Origin of the sequence: Autumnicola lenta (genome assembly GCF_031846515.1) — a bacterium.
Lineage (GTDB): Bacteria > Bacteroidota > Bacteroidia > Flavobacteriales > Flavobacteriaceae > Autumnicola > Autumnicola lenta.
On the sequence record NZ_JAVRHO010000005.1, the window covers coordinates 175,303 to 191,859 of the forward strand.

10 protein-coding genes are annotated in these 16,557 nt (G+C 39.6%); 2 read left to right on the forward strand and 8 right to left on the reverse strand.

What is annotated here, in order from left to right:
* Nucleotides 1-30: 30 nt before the first annotated feature.
* Nucleotides 31-867: an ion transporter gene (locus RM545_RS05065; RefSeq protein WP_311494235.1), complete on the forward strand. Its 837-nt coding sequence runs from the start codon at nucleotides 31-33 to the stop codon at nucleotides 865-867.
* A complete protein-coding gene (miaA, locus tag RM545_RS05070) occupies nucleotides 860-1,768 on the forward strand; it encodes a tRNA (adenosine(37)-N6)-dimethylallyltransferase MiaA (protein WP_311494236.1) in 909 nt (302 codons plus the stop codon). The genes RM545_RS05065 and miaA overlap by 8 nt, the downstream gene beginning before the upstream one ends.
* Here the strand turns inward: miaA and RM545_RS05075 are convergent.
* The 8 genes from RM545_RS05075 to recN form a co-directional block, all read right to left on the reverse strand.
* Nucleotides 1,749-7,787 (reverse strand): HYR domain-containing protein, encoded by a 6,039-nt coding sequence (locus RM545_RS05075; RefSeq protein WP_311494237.1) that lies wholly within the window; start codon nucleotides 7,785-7,787, stop codon nucleotides 1,749-1,751. The two genes, miaA and RM545_RS05075, sit on opposite strands and share 20 nt — an antisense overlap.
* A gap of 260 nt (nucleotides 7,788-8,047) precedes the next feature.
* Nucleotides 8,048-8,770 carry a response regulator transcription factor gene (locus RM545_RS05080; RefSeq protein ID WP_311494238.1) on the reverse strand — a complete coding sequence of 241 codons (723 nt, stop codon included), beginning with the start codon at nucleotides 8,768-8,770 and terminating at the stop codon, nucleotides 8,048-8,050.
* Between the two features lie 3 nt (nucleotides 8,771-8,773).
* Nucleotides 8,774-10,339: a sensor histidine kinase gene (locus tag RM545_RS05085; protein WP_311494239.1), complete on the reverse strand. Its 1,566-nt coding sequence runs from the start codon at nucleotides 10,337-10,339 to the stop codon at nucleotides 8,774-8,776.
* Nucleotides 10,340-10,405: 66 nt separating this feature from the next.
* Nucleotides 10,406-10,996 carry a dephospho-CoA kinase gene (gene coaE / locus RM545_RS05090; RefSeq protein WP_311494240.1) on the reverse strand — a complete coding sequence of 197 codons (591 nt, stop codon included), beginning with the start codon at nucleotides 10,994-10,996 and terminating at the stop codon, nucleotides 10,406-10,408.
* 692 nt (nucleotides 10,997-11,688) lie between these two features.
* Nucleotides 11,689-12,561, reverse strand: coding sequence for a YbbR-like domain-containing protein (locus tag RM545_RS05095; protein ID WP_311494241.1), 873 nt, complete (start codon nucleotides 12,559-12,561; stop codon nucleotides 11,689-11,691).
* Between the two features lie 58 nt (nucleotides 12,562-12,619).
* On the reverse strand, nucleotides 12,620-13,642 hold the full coding sequence (locus tag RM545_RS05100; protein WP_311494242.1) for a glycosyltransferase family 2 protein: 1,023 nt from the start codon (nucleotides 13,640-13,642) through the stop codon (nucleotides 12,620-12,622).
* A 103-nt stretch (nucleotides 13,643-13,745) separates the two neighbouring features.
* Complete coding sequence (locus RM545_RS05105; RefSeq protein ID WP_311494243.1) at nucleotides 13,746-14,570, reverse strand: enoyl-ACP reductase FabI; 825 nt, start codon at nucleotides 14,568-14,570, stop codon at nucleotides 13,746-13,748.
* Nucleotides 14,571-14,894: 324 nt separating this feature from the next.
* Complete coding sequence (gene recN / locus RM545_RS05110) at nucleotides 14,895-16,550, reverse strand: DNA repair protein RecN (protein WP_311494244.1); 1,656 nt, start codon at nucleotides 16,548-16,550, stop codon at nucleotides 14,895-14,897.
* Between the last annotated feature and the right edge of the window lie 7 nt (nucleotides 16,551-16,557).

Consider the following 16,557-nt stretch of genomic DNA (forward strand, 5'->3'; position numbering starts at 1 on the left):
AATTTGAAAGTCTTCTAACATAAATTGGCATTGAAAGAGCACCGACCCACTCCAAACTGGAAATTAAAGCTTCATGAAGTAATTTATGAAGCCGATACTCCGGCAGGAAAATTCTTTGATATTGCCCTTCTTGTGGTAATACTCATAAGTGTTGCCCTCGTGATGCTGGAAAGTGTTCCGGAGTATTTTCAGAAATATTACTGGCAATTCTATGTTGCAGAATGGATAATCACTATCATTTTTACCATAGAATATATCCTGCGTATCATCAGTATCAGAAGGCCTAAGGCCTATATTTTCAGCTTCTATGGAATTGTAGATTTACTTTCTACGTTGCCAAGCTATATAGGCTTCTTTATTGGCGGGGCAAACCTTCTATTTGCCATTAGAGCATTAAGGCTGCTCAGAATTTTCAGGATTTTGAAGATCAGCCGTTACATAGGTGAATCCAATAAATTAAAAGAAGCTCTTAAAAATAGCCGGCCAAAAATTATAGTTTTTCTTTTCGCTGTACTTATTGTGTGCATCATTGCAGGAACACTAATGCATCTTGTTGAAGGGGAGACCGGCGGATTTACCAATATCCCGCTAAGCATTTACTGGTGTATTGTCACCCTCACCACCGTAGGATTCGGCGATATTGCTCCTGTAACACCTTTAGGAAGGTTTATTGCTTCTTTCATTATGATCACCGGATACGGAATTATAGCAGTGCCTACAGGAATTGTAACTTCGGAATATGGCAGAGCAAATTCTGCTGTTAAAAATACGATCAAAAACAGCCAGGTTTGTCCTGTTTGTAACGAACAGGATCACCTGGACAAAGCCGAATTTTGCCATAACTGCGGAAATAAACTCAATGCCTGAAAATTTCCTCATCAGCGTTGTCGGGCCTACTGCTATTGGTAAAACTGCACTGGGAATAAAATTAGCACAACATTTTAATACGGAAATTATTTCGGCAGATTCCCGGCAGTTCTTTAGAGAAATGAAGATTGGTACCGCCGTTCCCGAAAAAGAGGAACTCGCTGCGGCCCCGCATCATTTCATTCAGCATATTTCTGTGGAAGAAGAATATTCGGTGGGGGATTTTGAACGGGATGCCATTGCTAAACTAGATGAACTCTTTCAGCGTAAAAAGGTTGTGGTAATGGTTGGCGGGAGCGGACTTTACGTTAAAAGTGTTATTGAGGGCCTGGATTATTTTCCGGAAGTAGATCCACATATAAGAGCAAATCTCAACAACGAGAGCCTGGAAAATCTACAGCGAAAATTGGCAAATTTCGATCCCGATTATTACCAAATTGTAGATACTGAGAATCCGCACCGGCTTATCCGTGCACTGGAAATTTGTATAGGAACCGGAAAACCTTATTCTTCATTTTTAAACAGAAAAAAAGAATCCCGAAATTTCCATAGTATACAAGTAGGTCTTACTGCTGAAAGGGAAAAAATCTATGATCGTATTAATCTTCGCGTAGATAAAATGATGGAAGCAGGTTTACTTAAAGAAGCTTCAAATCTTTTTCACAAGCGGCATCTTAACGCGCTGAATACAGTGGGTTACAAAGAACTTTTTCTACACCTTGAAGGAAAAATTCCGCAGGAAGAAGCAGTAGCCGAAATTAAGAAAAATACCCGTCGTTTCGCCAAAAGACAATTGACCTGGTTTCGAAAAGATGATGCTGTAAAATGGTTTGAAAGCACTACGCCACCTGAAGATATTATAACCTACGCAGAAGCGCGAATTAAAGATTCCTTACAATAACCCTGCGGATAAGCTCTTCTTCCCTGTCGTTCCTTAAAATAGAAAGCCGAAGTACATAAACCGCGGTTGCCACCTGTCCAAGGCTCATTGCATATTCTGTTACTGTTGCGTCATATTCTATCTTTTCAAGGAGTCTTCCACGCATATCATATGCCCAAATTGTCTTAATCACCACGTTAGAAGGAGCGTTTATCTTAAAACTGCCGTTATTAGGGTTCGGGTAAACAAAAACATAATCGTTCTCATCTTCCGGTGTGCCGCAAGTTCCCGGTGGCGTATTTACAAAAACTGTAAAACTGGTGGTCGTGACATTGTCGCTCTCGTCTGTTACTGTTAAATTTACAAGGTTAGCGCCTTTATTTGAACAATCAAATTGATCCTGACTTACCTCATACCGAAGCTCATCAGAACAATTATCTGTTGCTGTGACTATAGCTTGTAAATCTTCTTCTGTAAGAACAGCAATGCCGTCCTGGTTAATATCTATCCCGATGTTATCTACCGTTACCTGCGGCTTAAAGTTCTCTGCAACGGTAACAGAAAATTCGCAGAAGGTCTCTTCTCCATTTTCGGTATAGTAGAAACGCTCGCGGTTAACACCAACATCTTCACAGGTAAAATACGTTCTGCTTACCGACAGTTCGCCGGATGGATCTCCGGTGTAAACATCATTAATGTCCAGGTATGCTTCTCCGTTAGCATTGAGTTCCAAAGTTACGCCGTTTACACAGCTTACTTCTTCCGGGGTATAAGCCGACAATAATAAGTCGAACTCGCAATTACTTGAATTTCCTTCAGCATCAAAAACAGTGAAATTTATCGTATGCGTTCCTAAATCGGCAAAGGTAAACTCGGTTCTGTCAAAAGCCACCTCCTCAATTCCGCAGTTATCGCTGGAAAAATCGTAGACATTAACCGTTTCTGTGGTTAAGGTAAAGGTTTCACCTTCCTGAATTGGAACCGCGTATCCTCTGTTTAAACAATTAATGGTTGGTGCAATTTCATCTCTTACCATTACATTAACGGCGCAATACTGCAGACTGTTACCGTCATTATATGTAAAAGTTACCCGATTCTCCCCGATATCTTCACAATTAAAGCTGGTTTGGCTAAGGGAGAAGGTTCTGCCACCTGCATCTCCGGTATAAACATCTTCCGGCGTAAGGATGGCCTCTCCTGCACCGTTTAGCTGAAGCTCAACATCAGGAAGACAGGTAAAATTGGAGCCACCGCCGGTAACGGTTATATAGACAGTGGTAACATTTCCCACACTACTTCCTGAAACGGGCGTATAGGTAAAAGTATCTACTCCTGTAAATCCAGGATTTGGAGTATAATCAAATCCTCCGGAAAAGGCAAAAACACCCTCACCATTCTGCGGAAAATCCACAGGAACAAGGTTTAAAGTTTCTCCAGGCGGCGGTACATCATTAGAAAGCGGTCCATCTGCAGCAGAAACTGATAATTGTCCGTTTTCTACAACATTATAATAATCATCTACTCCCATGGGTGCTTCATTTCCCACCATGATAGTTATTGTAGTTTCGTTTGAGATAAGCCCATTATCGGTAATAAAATAAGTTATGGTCTCAACTCCTGTAAAATCAGGATTTGGGATATAGGTAAAAACTCCATCGACAACCGCTATTGAACCTGCCGATATGTTATTAAAAGTAACCTCATAATCATCAAAACTAAGACCTTCGCCATTCCTGTCGGGATCATAATCGTTGCTCAAGGGACCTTCAGCTTCACTCAACTCCAAAACTCCGTTTACTTGTACGAAATAAACATCAGGTACTGCCACAGGGGCAATATTTCCGGTAGAAATGTTTAAAATAACCGTCGCGGTTTCCGAAACATTTTCACCATCGTTTAGACGATAGGTAAACCGGTCCTGACCCGTAAAACCATCCAAAGCCCTGTAAGTAAACGAGCCGTCAGGATCCATATCTACTGCACCCTGGGGACGGCTTATTATAATTATCTGCGGAAATTCTTCTGAATTATAATCATCATTGTTTAAAATTCCGGTCTCTTCAGGAACTAGAAATAATTCCCTACTGTCTTCAACAAAATATTCATCATTCCTTGCCACCAACCTGTCGGTGGTTGCTTCTTCCTCTAAACTAAGCTGAAAACCACATGCTGCGGAATTTCCCCCATCATCGTTAATATCAAACGAAATTTGCTGACTTTCAAAAATAACATCTCCCGGTGCCGGTGACTGAAAAATATTATCCACTAATTCCTCTTCGGGAGCACAATTATCAGAAAAGGTTAATTCTCCTCGATAATCTGGAACAGTAAAACCGACTTCAGGATCGAAATTTGCCGTTTTTGGGTTAGGACACTCCAGCTCTGGCGCAATATTATCAATTACCGTAACCGTAAAACTGCACTCAATTTGGTTTGATCCATCATATCCAGAATACCTTACAGGCCGGGTTCCTACCGGAAAAAACTGGGTGATCTCATTCCCTGTTCCGGAAAGAGTTGGAAGCACATAAGTCACCATAGCACCACAACTCCCGGAATCTACATTTCTCGTAATATCCTCCGGACAGGGAACGCCGGCATTTTCCTCTTCTAAAGTAAGTTCAAAATTACAATCACTATCATTTCCAGAAACATCTTCTACAGAAAATGAAATCTGCTGACTTGCATAAATAATTTCTCCCGGTGCAGGATCCTGAACAAGATTTCCCCTTAAATCTTCTTCTGAAGTACAATTATCTGAAAGCTCAACTTCATCACGATAATCGGGAACTGTATAACCAACTTCAGGATCGAAAGTTTCCGTTTTTGGATCAGGACAAAAAACCTGCGGCGGTACATCTTCTGTAACAATAACGCGGAAACTACAAACGGTTGAATTTCCTTCTTCATCTGTAGCGGTATAAGTTACCGTATGTTCTCCTATTGGAAAACGATCTTCGAATCCTAAATCGCTGCTAAGTTCTACTGAAACTTCTCCGGAATTATCTGTAGCTTCGGGCATAGGAAAAGGCGCTGCCACATCACATTGTCCTGTAGCTGTTGTGATGGTAATATCTTCTGAAGGGCAGTTGGTAAAAACCGGCGGAATTTCATCTACGTTTTCAGTAACTGTCACCGTGAAAGTACACTCAGCAGTATTTCCTGAAGCATCTGTAACCCGATAGGTAACGTCTGTATCTCCAACAGGAAACATTTCTCCGGAAGCAAAACCGGCTGTTCGAACCACACCCGAAATTTGGCAATTATCGTCAACAGTTGGTTCGTCATAATTTACTATCCTTCCTGTTTCTCCAAAAGCCACTGTTCTTGGGTTTATGGTTGGACAAATAATCGTAGGATCTGTATCATCCACAATAGAAATTTGAGCAGTACATTCTGAAGACAATCCTGTTTGATTGTCGGCTACCCGAAGTGTTACCGGAACATCATTTCCGGCATCAGAACATTCAAAATTATTTCTGCTGACTAGCTGTAGGCTCACGCCATCAAGAGCAGGATCTGAACCGTAAATTTCTCTTGCAGTAATTTGCGCCTGGCCATTCTGGTTTAGATAAACGGTTTGGTTTATACAGTTGGCATCGGGTGGTTCTGGTATGTTGTCTTCTACAGTAACATTTACTGTACAGGTATCGCTTAATCCGGAAGAATCTGTAATGGTGATTTCCACCGGAACTACCCCCACATCATTTAATGTAAAATCATATTGCGATAATGACCTTGAACTTATAGTGCAATTGTCTGTAGAATTATCATCAATTTCATCTACAGTAAGAGAAGCTTCTCCATTTTCATCTAGCTCCAAAGTAAATGGAGCTACACAATTTGCTACAGGCGGTAAATTATCTACAACTGTTATTGTTGCTGTACAGGTACTGGAAAAACTTGTTACAGGATCGGTTACTGTTAGAATAACTTCATTTTCTCCAATATCTGAACACGAAAAATTTTCCTTGTTGATTTCCAACTCCAGATCGTCATTCCCGTTATAAACCTGTTCAGCAGAAATTGACGCCTGCCCATTGTCATCTAATAAAATCTCGAAATCTTTACAAACGGCTTCGGGTGGTGTTTGTTGCTCCCAAATTTCTATATTCGTATTACAAATCGTGCTGTTTCCTGTCAAATCGGTTACGATTAAACTTAAAGTATGTGTTCCGGGACTATTAAATTCTGATCTAGCAAGTTGTATAGATGCTACCCCACAATTATCATAAGAACCATTATCTATTTCTTCGGGAGTAATTATTAGTTTTCCATCTTCTAAATAATATTCTTTTCCTGGTGGGATGCAAATAGCATCAGGAGCCTGTGTATCGGCTACAACGATATCAAAACTACAGGTCACAGGGGCATTTGTACCATCATCGGCTATAAAAATAATAGTGGTAGTTCCAACAGGAAATTCATCTCCGGAATCTAGTGCCGTATTATCGACTCTTGCTACGGAAACATTTCCGTTTTCATCGGTTGCTGTTGGAGTATTGAAAGTGACTATAGCACCACATTGGCCGGGATCGTTATTTCTTTCAATATCCGAAGGGCAATCCTGAAAAACAGGTGGAGTATCTTCCTCTTCTTCAATAATCACTTCAAAAACACAGGGCTCAGATTCATTTCCATTGTCATCTACAGCAATAATGGAAACTTCTGTGGTTTCAGTTATAGTAGCGCCCTCAGGTGGATCCTGTACAAAACCCAGGTCTTCATCACAATTATCCGTAAATTGTGGTAGATTAGTATAGTCGGGTAGCGTGAAACTTCCGTTGGTTAAATTTCCATCTTGATCCCCTGGACAGGAAACGAGGACAGGTGCTTCAGTGTCATAACCCGGTGAACGCTGATAGGCTTCTAAGTCAAAATCAATGGTAATATCAGGAATTCTCTGACCGAAAAAGGTTCTAATTTCACCATCAAAAATGGAATTATTCACATATAATGTTCCACAACTTGAAATAGCCAAATCAATTGGAAAGTCAATTTCAGAAGAAATGGAGGATCGATAAGTATTGTTGGGATTATAAATATCTACGTTAAAGGTATTATCTTCAATTCCTTCTTTAATAATTTCAAACACTTCATAAAATTCGTCAACATCATCAGTGGCCTCCAAGACTCTGGATAAATCCAGGTCTTCACCAAAATCTGCAATAAAGGCATTATCAAAATTATCAATAATAATACTTCCGGGTGATCCAATTTCGCTACCACTAATTTCGTCAATCTGAGTGGGATTAAAATTACTATCGAATTCTAAAACCTTCACACTGGCATTGCCATTTTGACCTAATTCGGCCATATAAAGATGACCCTGACTATTTACTGCTAGTCTGTAAGGAAAATTTAATAAAGTGCCTTGAACGTTATCAAATTCATTTATTAAATTATTCTTATAACTTCCTGAAGCATCTTTGCGATAAATTTTTATTGAACTTGGTCTTGGAGGATCCGAATTTCCTATATAATGATCTGCAACATAAAGATTATCCTCATTATCAAAAGCAAGTCCCGTAGGTCCTTTAAAACGATCTGCACCTGAAGTACCATAATCTCCATTACCCAAAGTTTCATTAGGTAAATAAACCCCTTCAGGTGAATAAACTCTTATAAATCTCCTGTTACTCTCATTAGTGGCCACAAAGAATTTTCCTTCGCTATTAATAGCAAAATCTAATGGGTTACTTAATCTATTACTCTGGTTTGGAATAAAATTAATTAATCCGTCATTGTCTCCTACTCGCTTTATCCCATTGCCAAAAGTCAAAACAAATCGTTCTCCTTCTGGATTTGTGTCCACAGCAATTATTAATCTGTTAAGTTTAGCTTGAGGATTAAAAGCATCTGTTACAGTTATTGTGAATCGATCCAGATTTCTTGATTCAGAAGCATCGTGATTATAATTCGGCTGCTGCCCAACAACATCCTGAGGGACAAAAAAGAAGAAAAATATAAACACAAAAAGTCCTAACGGAGAGATTCCGGTTAAGATTTTCTTTGTAGGGTAGAAAGAAGAACTTATCATCTAAGGCTAAGCATCATAGTCATACTTCAGCCGCAAAGATAAGTATAGTTTAAAGAAGTTTGTAGGGCGATTTGTTAAGTTTTAGCCCGGCTTTTAACATAATAAAATTTCAAGAAAGCGTTAAACAATTAGAAATCAGCTATCAATAATTGCCAATTTAAGAGCTTTATTTTGACATTTTAAGGTTTAGAAAAACCTCCATTTCAGAAATCTGTGTTCCTGAAATGGAAGTTTCACTAAGAAACTGAAATTTTAAATATCTAATCTTCGTCTTTCTCCTCGTTCTTTACTACGAGACGGAATCCTTCTCCGTGAATGTTCAGGATCTCTACGTTTTCGTCTACTTTAAGGTATTTACGCAGCTTTGCGATATAAACGTCCATACTCCTGGAAGTAAAATAGTTGTCGTCTCTCCAGATCTTGGTAAGTGCAAGTTCCCTTGGCATCAAATCGTTTTCATGAAGTGCAAGAAGACGCAGTAACTCGTTCTCTTTAGGAGAAAGCTTTTGTGGTTCACCATTGTCATAGGTTAAAAACCTCAGTTTTGAGTTTAAGTGAAATTTCCCAATTTCAAATTCAAACTGCTTGCTATCGGCGACACTGTCGGTAGCTTTACGTTGCATGATCGCCTTAATCTTCATCAACAGTACTTCACTGTCAAATGGTTTATTAAGATAGTCGTCTGCCCCAACTTTATAGCCTTTAAGCACATCTTCCTTCATCGCTTTGGCGGTTAGGAAAATAATCGGGATTTCTTCGTTCTTGTCACGAATCTCTTTGGCAAGTGTGAAACCGTCTTTGTAAGGCATCATCACATCCAGGATACAAAGGTCGAAATCGTCTTTTTTAAACTTTTCGAAACCTTCCATTCCGTTTTTGGCATGAGTAACTTCATAATCATTCATCGCCAGATAATCTTTTAAGACTGTTCCAAAATTCGGATCGTCTTCTACTAATAAAATTTTCTTTTCTTCAGTTTCCATATATTAAGATATTAGTGGTAATTTAATTATAAATGTTGTTCCTTTTCCTTTTTCGCTTTCCACATAGATTTCCCCGTGATGGTCTTCAATAATCTGTTTTGCATATGCCAGTCCCAATCCATGGCCTTTTACATTGTGGATATTCCCTGTGTGTTCGCGATAAAACTTATCGAATATTTTCTTCTGGACCGCTCTTGTCATCCCGGCTCCCTGGTCCCTTATTTTCAGGATGATCATAGTTTTTACATTCTCTGTGTAAATGTCAATATTAGGCTGATTTGGACTGTACTTAATTGCATTGTCGAGTATATTGACGATCACATTAGTAAAATGGTCTTCATTAGCCAGGATTGATGATTTTAGAGCGGCAAAATGTGTCTGGACATATCCACCGCGGTCTTCCACAATTAATTCCACATGGGTGATGGCGTCTTTAATAATCTCGTGCAGCCGGTGTCTTTCTTTCTTAAGGTCGAGCTCGTTTTTTTCCAGTTTTGATATACGCAGCACGTTTTCTACCTGTGCATGCATCCTTTTATTTTCGTCTCTTATCATACCCAGATAGCGGTTTACCTTCTCCTTATCGTTTATAATCTTCGGATTTTTTATCGCATCTAAGGCGAGGTTAATTGTTGCTATAGGTGTTTTAAACTCATGTGTCATATTATTAATAAAATCGGTCTTGATCTGCGAAATCTGCCGTTGCTTTATAAGTTGCGAGAGCGCACTGGAATAAGCGATCACTATTATTAAAGTAAGTACAATAGACAATGCAGCCATAAGAATAACCGAGGACAGCACTACTTTCTTCTTGCCCATAAAATTCACTATGAGCCGGTAATTACTGTTTCCATCAGCATCCCCAAATAACGGAACTCCATAAGTTGCCGGGTGATCCAGGGAAAAATTATCTGAATGCAAATTCGTTGCAATGGAATTATTAAAAACAGCAAATTCAAATTCACTTTTTACATCCCGTCGCTCAAGCTCTGCTCTTAGAAGGTTCTCGATAGTCTCCTCGCTCACCCTGCTGTGCACGGGTAGTTTTTCTGTAACTCCCGAAATTAGCCGGCGCAGTGATTCTTTTTCCACATCCTTCATCCGTACCATTCGCTCTATCTGCTCCTGCGCACTTACATCCTGACCATCAAGTTTTTTATTTATTATATTGGTGACTCTCTTATTGATGAGCTTTGTAAATTGAATACTATCCTGATTTGCATCTAAAAACCCGGACGATATCTTATAATCCTCCTCTAAAAAAGACTCTGACTGGAAGAAATCTTCATTCCGCAGTTTGTCCCTGTCCAGGCTAAAATATTCGGTAAGGGTAACGCCCTGCAGCGAACTGTTGTCTTTATCTATCGAATCAAACCTGAACCAGTAACTTTCGAGTTCTCTATTCTGAATTTCTTCAGAAACATTTAAAAGTACCTGTTTGGCATCATAAGAAAACTGCTCTTCCTTATCGTCTATTGTTGTCTTAATCCAATATCCCTGGACGAAAATAATGCCGATAAGAGAGAGGCTCATTAGGACAACGAGAAGGAAAAAAATCTTCTTATTCATGCCTCAAAAGTAAGATTTTAACATTTAGAGGTCTGAGGGTTTAACCAAATGTTAACAGAACTTAGGCTAATTTTTACGCGCTTTTAAGAGAATAGCGTGTAGATTTTCTACATCCCTGCGGGTTTGCTCCAGCTGAAGATTTTGGATCTGGAAATCGGCCAGTTTTGCCTTACGTTCATCATCCCATTGATTGTTCATTCGTTCCTGAATATCTTCAACAGAAGAATTATCGCGCGCTTTAATTCGTCTTATTTTTTCTTCACGTGGGGCAGTAACCAAAATTGTGTAGTCACATTTTTTGTAACCTTCTTTTTCGAAAAGTATGGCAGCTTCATAAATAACGTAAGGCGCGTCCTGCTGTAATTTCCAGTTTTCGAAATCAGCAGCCACGGCAGGATGAATGATAATATTTAGGAGATTCAGTTTTTTCTGGTCATTAAAAACCCTGGAAGCAATAAACTTTCTGTCGGGAAGATTGTCACGGTAGGAATCTAAACCAAAAAGAGAGGTGATTTCTCTTTTAATATTTTCAGAAGTATTCATTAGATGTTTTGCAGCGTCGTCTGCAATGTAAACCGGAATTCCCAGTTCCTCAAAAAAATTAGCCACGGTAGTTTTTCCGCTTCCAATACCGCCGGTAAGACCTACAATTTTCATCTTATTGTTATTTCTGATTTTTTATTTTCTAAAGTTCAGACTGGCAGCTTCCCAAAAATGGTAATTTTCGACCTCTTTAATTGTCACGAATCCACTAATAACTTCGTACCCACTTCCGTACCTCGTCTTTGTCTCCTGTCTCCTGATTCAGTTTAAAGATGATGCTCTAAAATGAAAATTATCGGCTTTATTTTTTGTCACGAAAACATGAATAAAGTTTTGTATATTTCGTATCTGTAAATCTTCTAATGGTACAGCAAGGCTTCGACAAGCTCAGCCGGACTCTGTCTGTTTTCTTCCAAAAGTCTTACTGACCTTATCCGATTGGGTTAGCTTCCACTTTTATCTACTTCGTACTTCGCACCTCGTGCTTCTAAAGCGTAGCTCTTGTTTCCTGATCCAGTTTAAATGAAGTTCTTAAAATGAGAATTATCGACCGCCTTATCTGCCACGAATCCACGAATAAAGTTTTATTCACTTCGTACTTTGAAATTCGCCCCTTGCCCTTCTGAATGCTCTGGTATAAAGGAGAAAATTTTCTGTAACCAATCGACCTCTCGACTCCGCTCGAGGTGACATCCGCCTTTTCATTGCTACTTAGTCATCCTCGTTCTTGTCTCCTGTTTCCTGTTTCAGTTAAAGATGAAGTCTCTAAAATGACCATTATTGACTTCTTTATTTCGTACTTCTATTTATTTCTTGATCACAAACTGGATCTTTCGCTCACTCAGCCTAACCTGAGTCACAAAATCCGGTTTTTCCACAACTTCAGCTATAAAATAGTCTTCGCCCTCGTTCACCTTGCTATAGTCGCACACCACCCTAAAATCTGAAGCCTTTACTTTATCATAATCTTCCAGGTTCACCTGGTAATACAGCAAAATCCGTTTTGGAAAATAAGAGAGATTCAGGTTATCGGGCACGTTAATTACCTCAACCGGGATCTGCACACTGCCTTCAGTAAATTTCTCTACTTCAAGTGCATATTTCACTTCAGTTTTATAAAAATTAAGCATTCCCAGGTTTGTAGTATCAATTGGAACTGTTCCAGAGATATCGCGGTTTACGTCGTTCCTTTGAATGTTCACCGTCTGTACCCTGCTAATCGTATCGATAATATTCTCAGGCCCACTCACAGTAATTGAATCGGGCTCCAGCCTCACATTTTCTCCTGCGGAATAGCCCACAGCGTAGTTTACATTTATATTTGGGACAACGGCGACCCGTGTTTCCTTTTTCGGCTGAAAGGGAATTACGATCTCATCTTCAAGAAATGTAGAATTTTCGAAATCTATCTGCAGTTCTTCTGAAATTTCATTAAGGTTACTATCGATTTTATACACAAGATTTCCCTCCTGAACTTCAGCATCTGCAAGATCTATATTCAGTTCCGGCTTAAAAAGCTGATAGTAAATAATAAAAAAGCCCTGATCCTGAATGCGCATGGGCACACTCTCCGGTTTTCCCTCAGAAATGCTTTTGTCCAGCGGAGCATTGGAATAGTGTACAGGAATCTGAATTATCTGAGTATACTCTTTGGAAAGTTGCACCAAAAGCCAGGTCAATGCCGAAAAAAATAAAAAGACAGAGAATATCTTGACACTCGATCTTTTAAAACTCGGCCTACCTATTTTGAATGTGCGCATCTTTAAAAAATAATTGAGGAAACACTTTCTCCTCGTTTTTGTTTAAAACCTGAATTTGGTAAAATGATCTTAGAAATCCATAGCCATAACCTGAAAATTGTATAAAAACTGCCGGCACCGCCAAAATGCCAATTTTCAGACTTCTATTTCTCACCGCAGCATCTATGCCAATGACACCGAAATATAAGATATATATCGCAACAAAAATAGGTATGCCGAAAATTGCCAAAATAATGGATGCACCTAAACCTACTATAAAAACCGAAGGAAACCAATACGTAATTTTAGCCGATCCCGGGTGCCATTTGTTCAAAATAGGCCTTACCAGTCCGAATTTCTTTACCTGGAGATAAAATTTACTCCAGTCAATTCGCCGTTTATGAAAAACTTTAGCTTCGGGAATAAGGCAGGTGCTAAAATTGGCAATTATCAACCTTAACGATAAATCCGGATCTTCGCCGGGATGGATTCTTCCGAAGCCGCCGGTTTTTTGAAAAGCTTCCTTGGAAATCCCCATATTAAAGCTCCGTGGCTGAAATTTATTTACCGAAGATTTCTTTCCGCGGATTCCGCCGGTAGTTAAAACCGAAGTCATGCTGTAATCTATGGCTTTTTGAAGATCGCTGAAGGATTCGTGTGCCGCATCTGGCCCTCCAAAGCAGTCGCAGTAGTTATATTTCAGAAAAAGATCGACCTGATTTAAATAATCTGAAGGAAGAATAACGTCGGAATCCAGGATCAGGAAATAATTGCCTTTTGCCCGCTCCATTCCGTAATTTCGGGAACTCCCGGGACCGGAATTCGGTTTAAAATAATAGCTTATCTGAAGCTGATCTTTAAATTCTGAAACTACCCCTTCAGAAGAAATTGTTGAGCCATCTTCTATAATTACCACTTCAAAAGGAGCTTCAAAATCAAGCTGAAGCATACTTTGCAGCAATTCCCTGGTTTCTACCGGACGGTTAAAAACGGGAATTATAAAAGAATAATTCAAATTCATCTCATAAACTGATAATAAAAAAGGCTGTTGAAAAAGTACAAATCATCATTTTAACCGATGAATTACTTCTTTAACAGCCTTTCCCTATTTTATGCGAAAGCAATTACTCTTCCTGGTCTTTTTCAAAAGCTTCCATCACCTGCTGGCTCACACCCATGTTTGAGAATCCGCCGTCGTTGTACAAGTTCTGAAGCGTCACCTTTTTCGTTAAATCTGAAAACAGGGAAACCGTATAATCTGCACAATCCTGGGCGGTTGCGTTACCCAGCGGCGACATTTTATCTGCATAAGCAATAAATCCGCCAAAACCTTTCACGCCCTGACCTGCCGTGGTTGGCGTTGGAGACTGGGAAATTGTATTGACCCGGACTTTCTTCTCTTTTCCGAAGAAATATCCGAAACTACGCGCAATAGATTCCAAATATGCTTTGTTATCTGCCATGTCATTATAATCTGGAAAAACTTTTTGAGCAGCGATATAAGAAAGGGCAACGATACTTCCCCACTCAATCATCGCATCTTTTTTGTAGAGCGCCTGCATGGTTTTATGAAAAGAAACCGCAGAAACGTCCCATCCTTTGGTGGTGTAATCGTAATTCATATCTGTATAATGGTTGCCTTTACGAACGTTTACAGACATCCCGATGGAGTGAAGTACAAAATCCAGTTTCCCGCCCAGGATCTCCTGTGCTTTATCCACGAGGTTTTCAAGATCTTCAACTTTAGTGGCATCGGCAGGAATAATTTCGGCACCGGTTTTCTCTCCAAGGTTCTTGATATCTCCCATCCTCATTGCTATAGGCGCATTGGTCAGTACAAACTGTCCACCTTCTTCATGTACACGTTCAGCAGTTTTCCATGCGATAGAATTCTCATCTAGCGCACCAAATATGATCCCTTTTTTTCCTTTTAGCAGGTTATATGACATTTTTTATTCTTTTTTGGTTGATAGCGGGTAAAGATAACAAAGATGTTTGAATTCTATTCCCTCTTTTCCGTTTGTTGATAATTAGGACAAAAACATATTTTAACTGAAAATTTTTAAAATCTGAATTTTCTCCCGCAGACTATGCAGATTAACGCAGAAGCTAAAAGAGTTTGTTGTTGATAGTTCGACGTTAAGGCTGTGGATTTTTGGAGTGAAATTTCCTGGTTCTTGTCTCCTGTTTCCTGATTCATTACAACCAAAACTTACCAGAAACTTTCCTCTCTCCACTTTTCACTAAACACTATTTTCACTCTTCACCACTAACTACTCACTCAACAACTCTTTGGCGTGTGCCCGTGCAGATTCGCTAATATTGTTACCACCCAGCATCATGGCCAGCTCTTCTACCCTGTCTGGAATTTGAAGTTGTTTTATTTTTGTGGTGGTAACATCTGCAGTATCTTCTTTAAATATTTTGAAGTGACTATTCCCTTTACCCGCGATTTGCGGAAGATGTGTAATGGCAATTACCTGCATATTATTACCCATCCGCTGAAGGATCTCCCCCATTTTTTGAGCAATATCGCCCGAAACCCCGGTGTCGATCTCATCAAAAATAATAGTAGGTAAATTGCTTTGCGCAGCGAGTATGCTTTTTACGGCCAGCATGATCCTGGAAAGTTCCCCGCCCGAAGCTGCTTTTTTCATTTCCTTAAACTCTCCTCCTTTATTCGCTGCCAAATACCAGTATAACTGATCCTGTCCATTTGGTAAGAAAATTTTCTGCTTCTCAAGATTGATTTTCAGCCTTGCATTTGGCATGCCGAGTGCCGCAAGGGTTTCTTCAGCTTTGAGGATAAACGGCGGAATTATTTTTTTCCGGTTCGCGTGGAGTTTATCTGCAACCTTTTTTAATTCGGTTTCCTTATCGGCAATGGCTTTGTTTAAATCAGAAAGATCGCTTTCTGCGTTTTCACTCGCCAAAACTTTCTTCTGAAGTTCTTCCTGGATTTCCTGTAATTCTTCTATACTGCCCGCAGCATGTTTCTTCTGAAGGTTGTAAATAAGCTGAAGTTTTGTATTGGTAGCTTCCAGTTCTTCAGGGTTTGCCTCTACTTTTTCCAGCGCTCCGGCTATTTCTTCAGCAATATCATCGAGCTCAATAATAACGCTCTGCACCCGCTCATGCATGCTGCCATAGTTTGCCGAAAATGTTGAAATTTTGGCAAGGTTTGTCCTAACTTCTTTTAAGGTTTCAAGACTTCCTATTTCCTCCTGGGTAACATTAATGAGGGCTGCACTTAACTGCTCGGTTAATTCTTCTACATTATTCAGCTCTTCATAACGTTCTTCCAGCTCTTCCTGCATTCCGGGTTTAAGCTTGGCTTCCTGGAGTTCATTCAGTAAAAATAAATTGTAATCGTATTCTTTTGCGGCCTGCGCCTGCTCTTCTTTTAAATCGACCGCCCTTTTTTGCAGTTTTCGATATTCTTTTAGATGCTGTTTATATTCGATAGTTACGCCTTCATTTTTAGCAATGGTATCAATTACCTGGAACTGATAATCTATATTTCCAAGACTCAGCGTTTCATGCTGACTATGAATATCGATTAAATAAGCGCCCAATGCATTTAAAGAGCTCAGGTTAACCGGAGTATCATTTACAAAAGCACGTGATTTACCCGAGGCAAGAATTTCTCTTCGGATAATGGTCGTTGACTCGTAATCCAGATCTTCCGCAGAGAAAAAATCCTTCAGCTTATAATTTGAAATATTAAAGCTGCCTTCTATAACGCATTTTTTATCTGCATTACGAATTGCGCCATAGTCTGCCCTGTTGCCCAAAAGAAGGCCCAGCGCACCAAGCATTATAGATTTTCCTGCACCGGTTTCCCCAGTAATGGTAGTAAATCCCGGCTGAAGATTAATATTAATATCTTCTATTAAAGCGTAATTTTTTATTGAAAGTGCTGTTAGCAATGTCGAG

What these genes read in the sequence shown, in the direction of transcription:
- miaA (WP_311494236.1), top strand. Translation starts at nt 860, where the DNA reads ATGCCTGAAAATTTCCTCATCAGCGTTGTCGGGCCTACTGCTATTGGT.
- RM545_RS05075 (WP_311494237.1), bottom strand. Translation starts at nt 7,787, where the DNA reads ATGATAAGTTCTTCTTTCTACCCTACAAAGAAAATCTTAACCGGAATC.
- RM545_RS05080 (WP_311494238.1), bottom strand. Translation starts at nt 8,770, where the DNA reads ATGGAAACTGAAGAAAAGAAAATTTTATTAGTAGAAGACGATCCGAAT.
- RM545_RS05085 (WP_311494239.1), bottom strand. Translation starts at nt 10,339, where the DNA reads ATGAATAAGAAGATTTTTTTCCTTCTCGTTGTCCTAATGAGCCTCTCT.
- coaE (WP_311494240.1), bottom strand. Translation starts at nt 10,996, where the DNA reads ATGAAAATTGTAGGTCTTACCGGCGGTATTGGAAGCGGAAAAACTACC.
- RM545_RS05100 (WP_311494242.1), bottom strand. Translation starts at nt 13,642, where the DNA reads ATGAATTTGAATTATTCTTTTATAATTCCCGTTTTTAACCGTCCGGTA.
- RM545_RS05105 (WP_311494243.1), bottom strand. Translation starts at nt 14,570, where the DNA reads ATGTCATATAACCTGCTAAAAGGAAAAAAAGGGATCATATTTGGTGCG.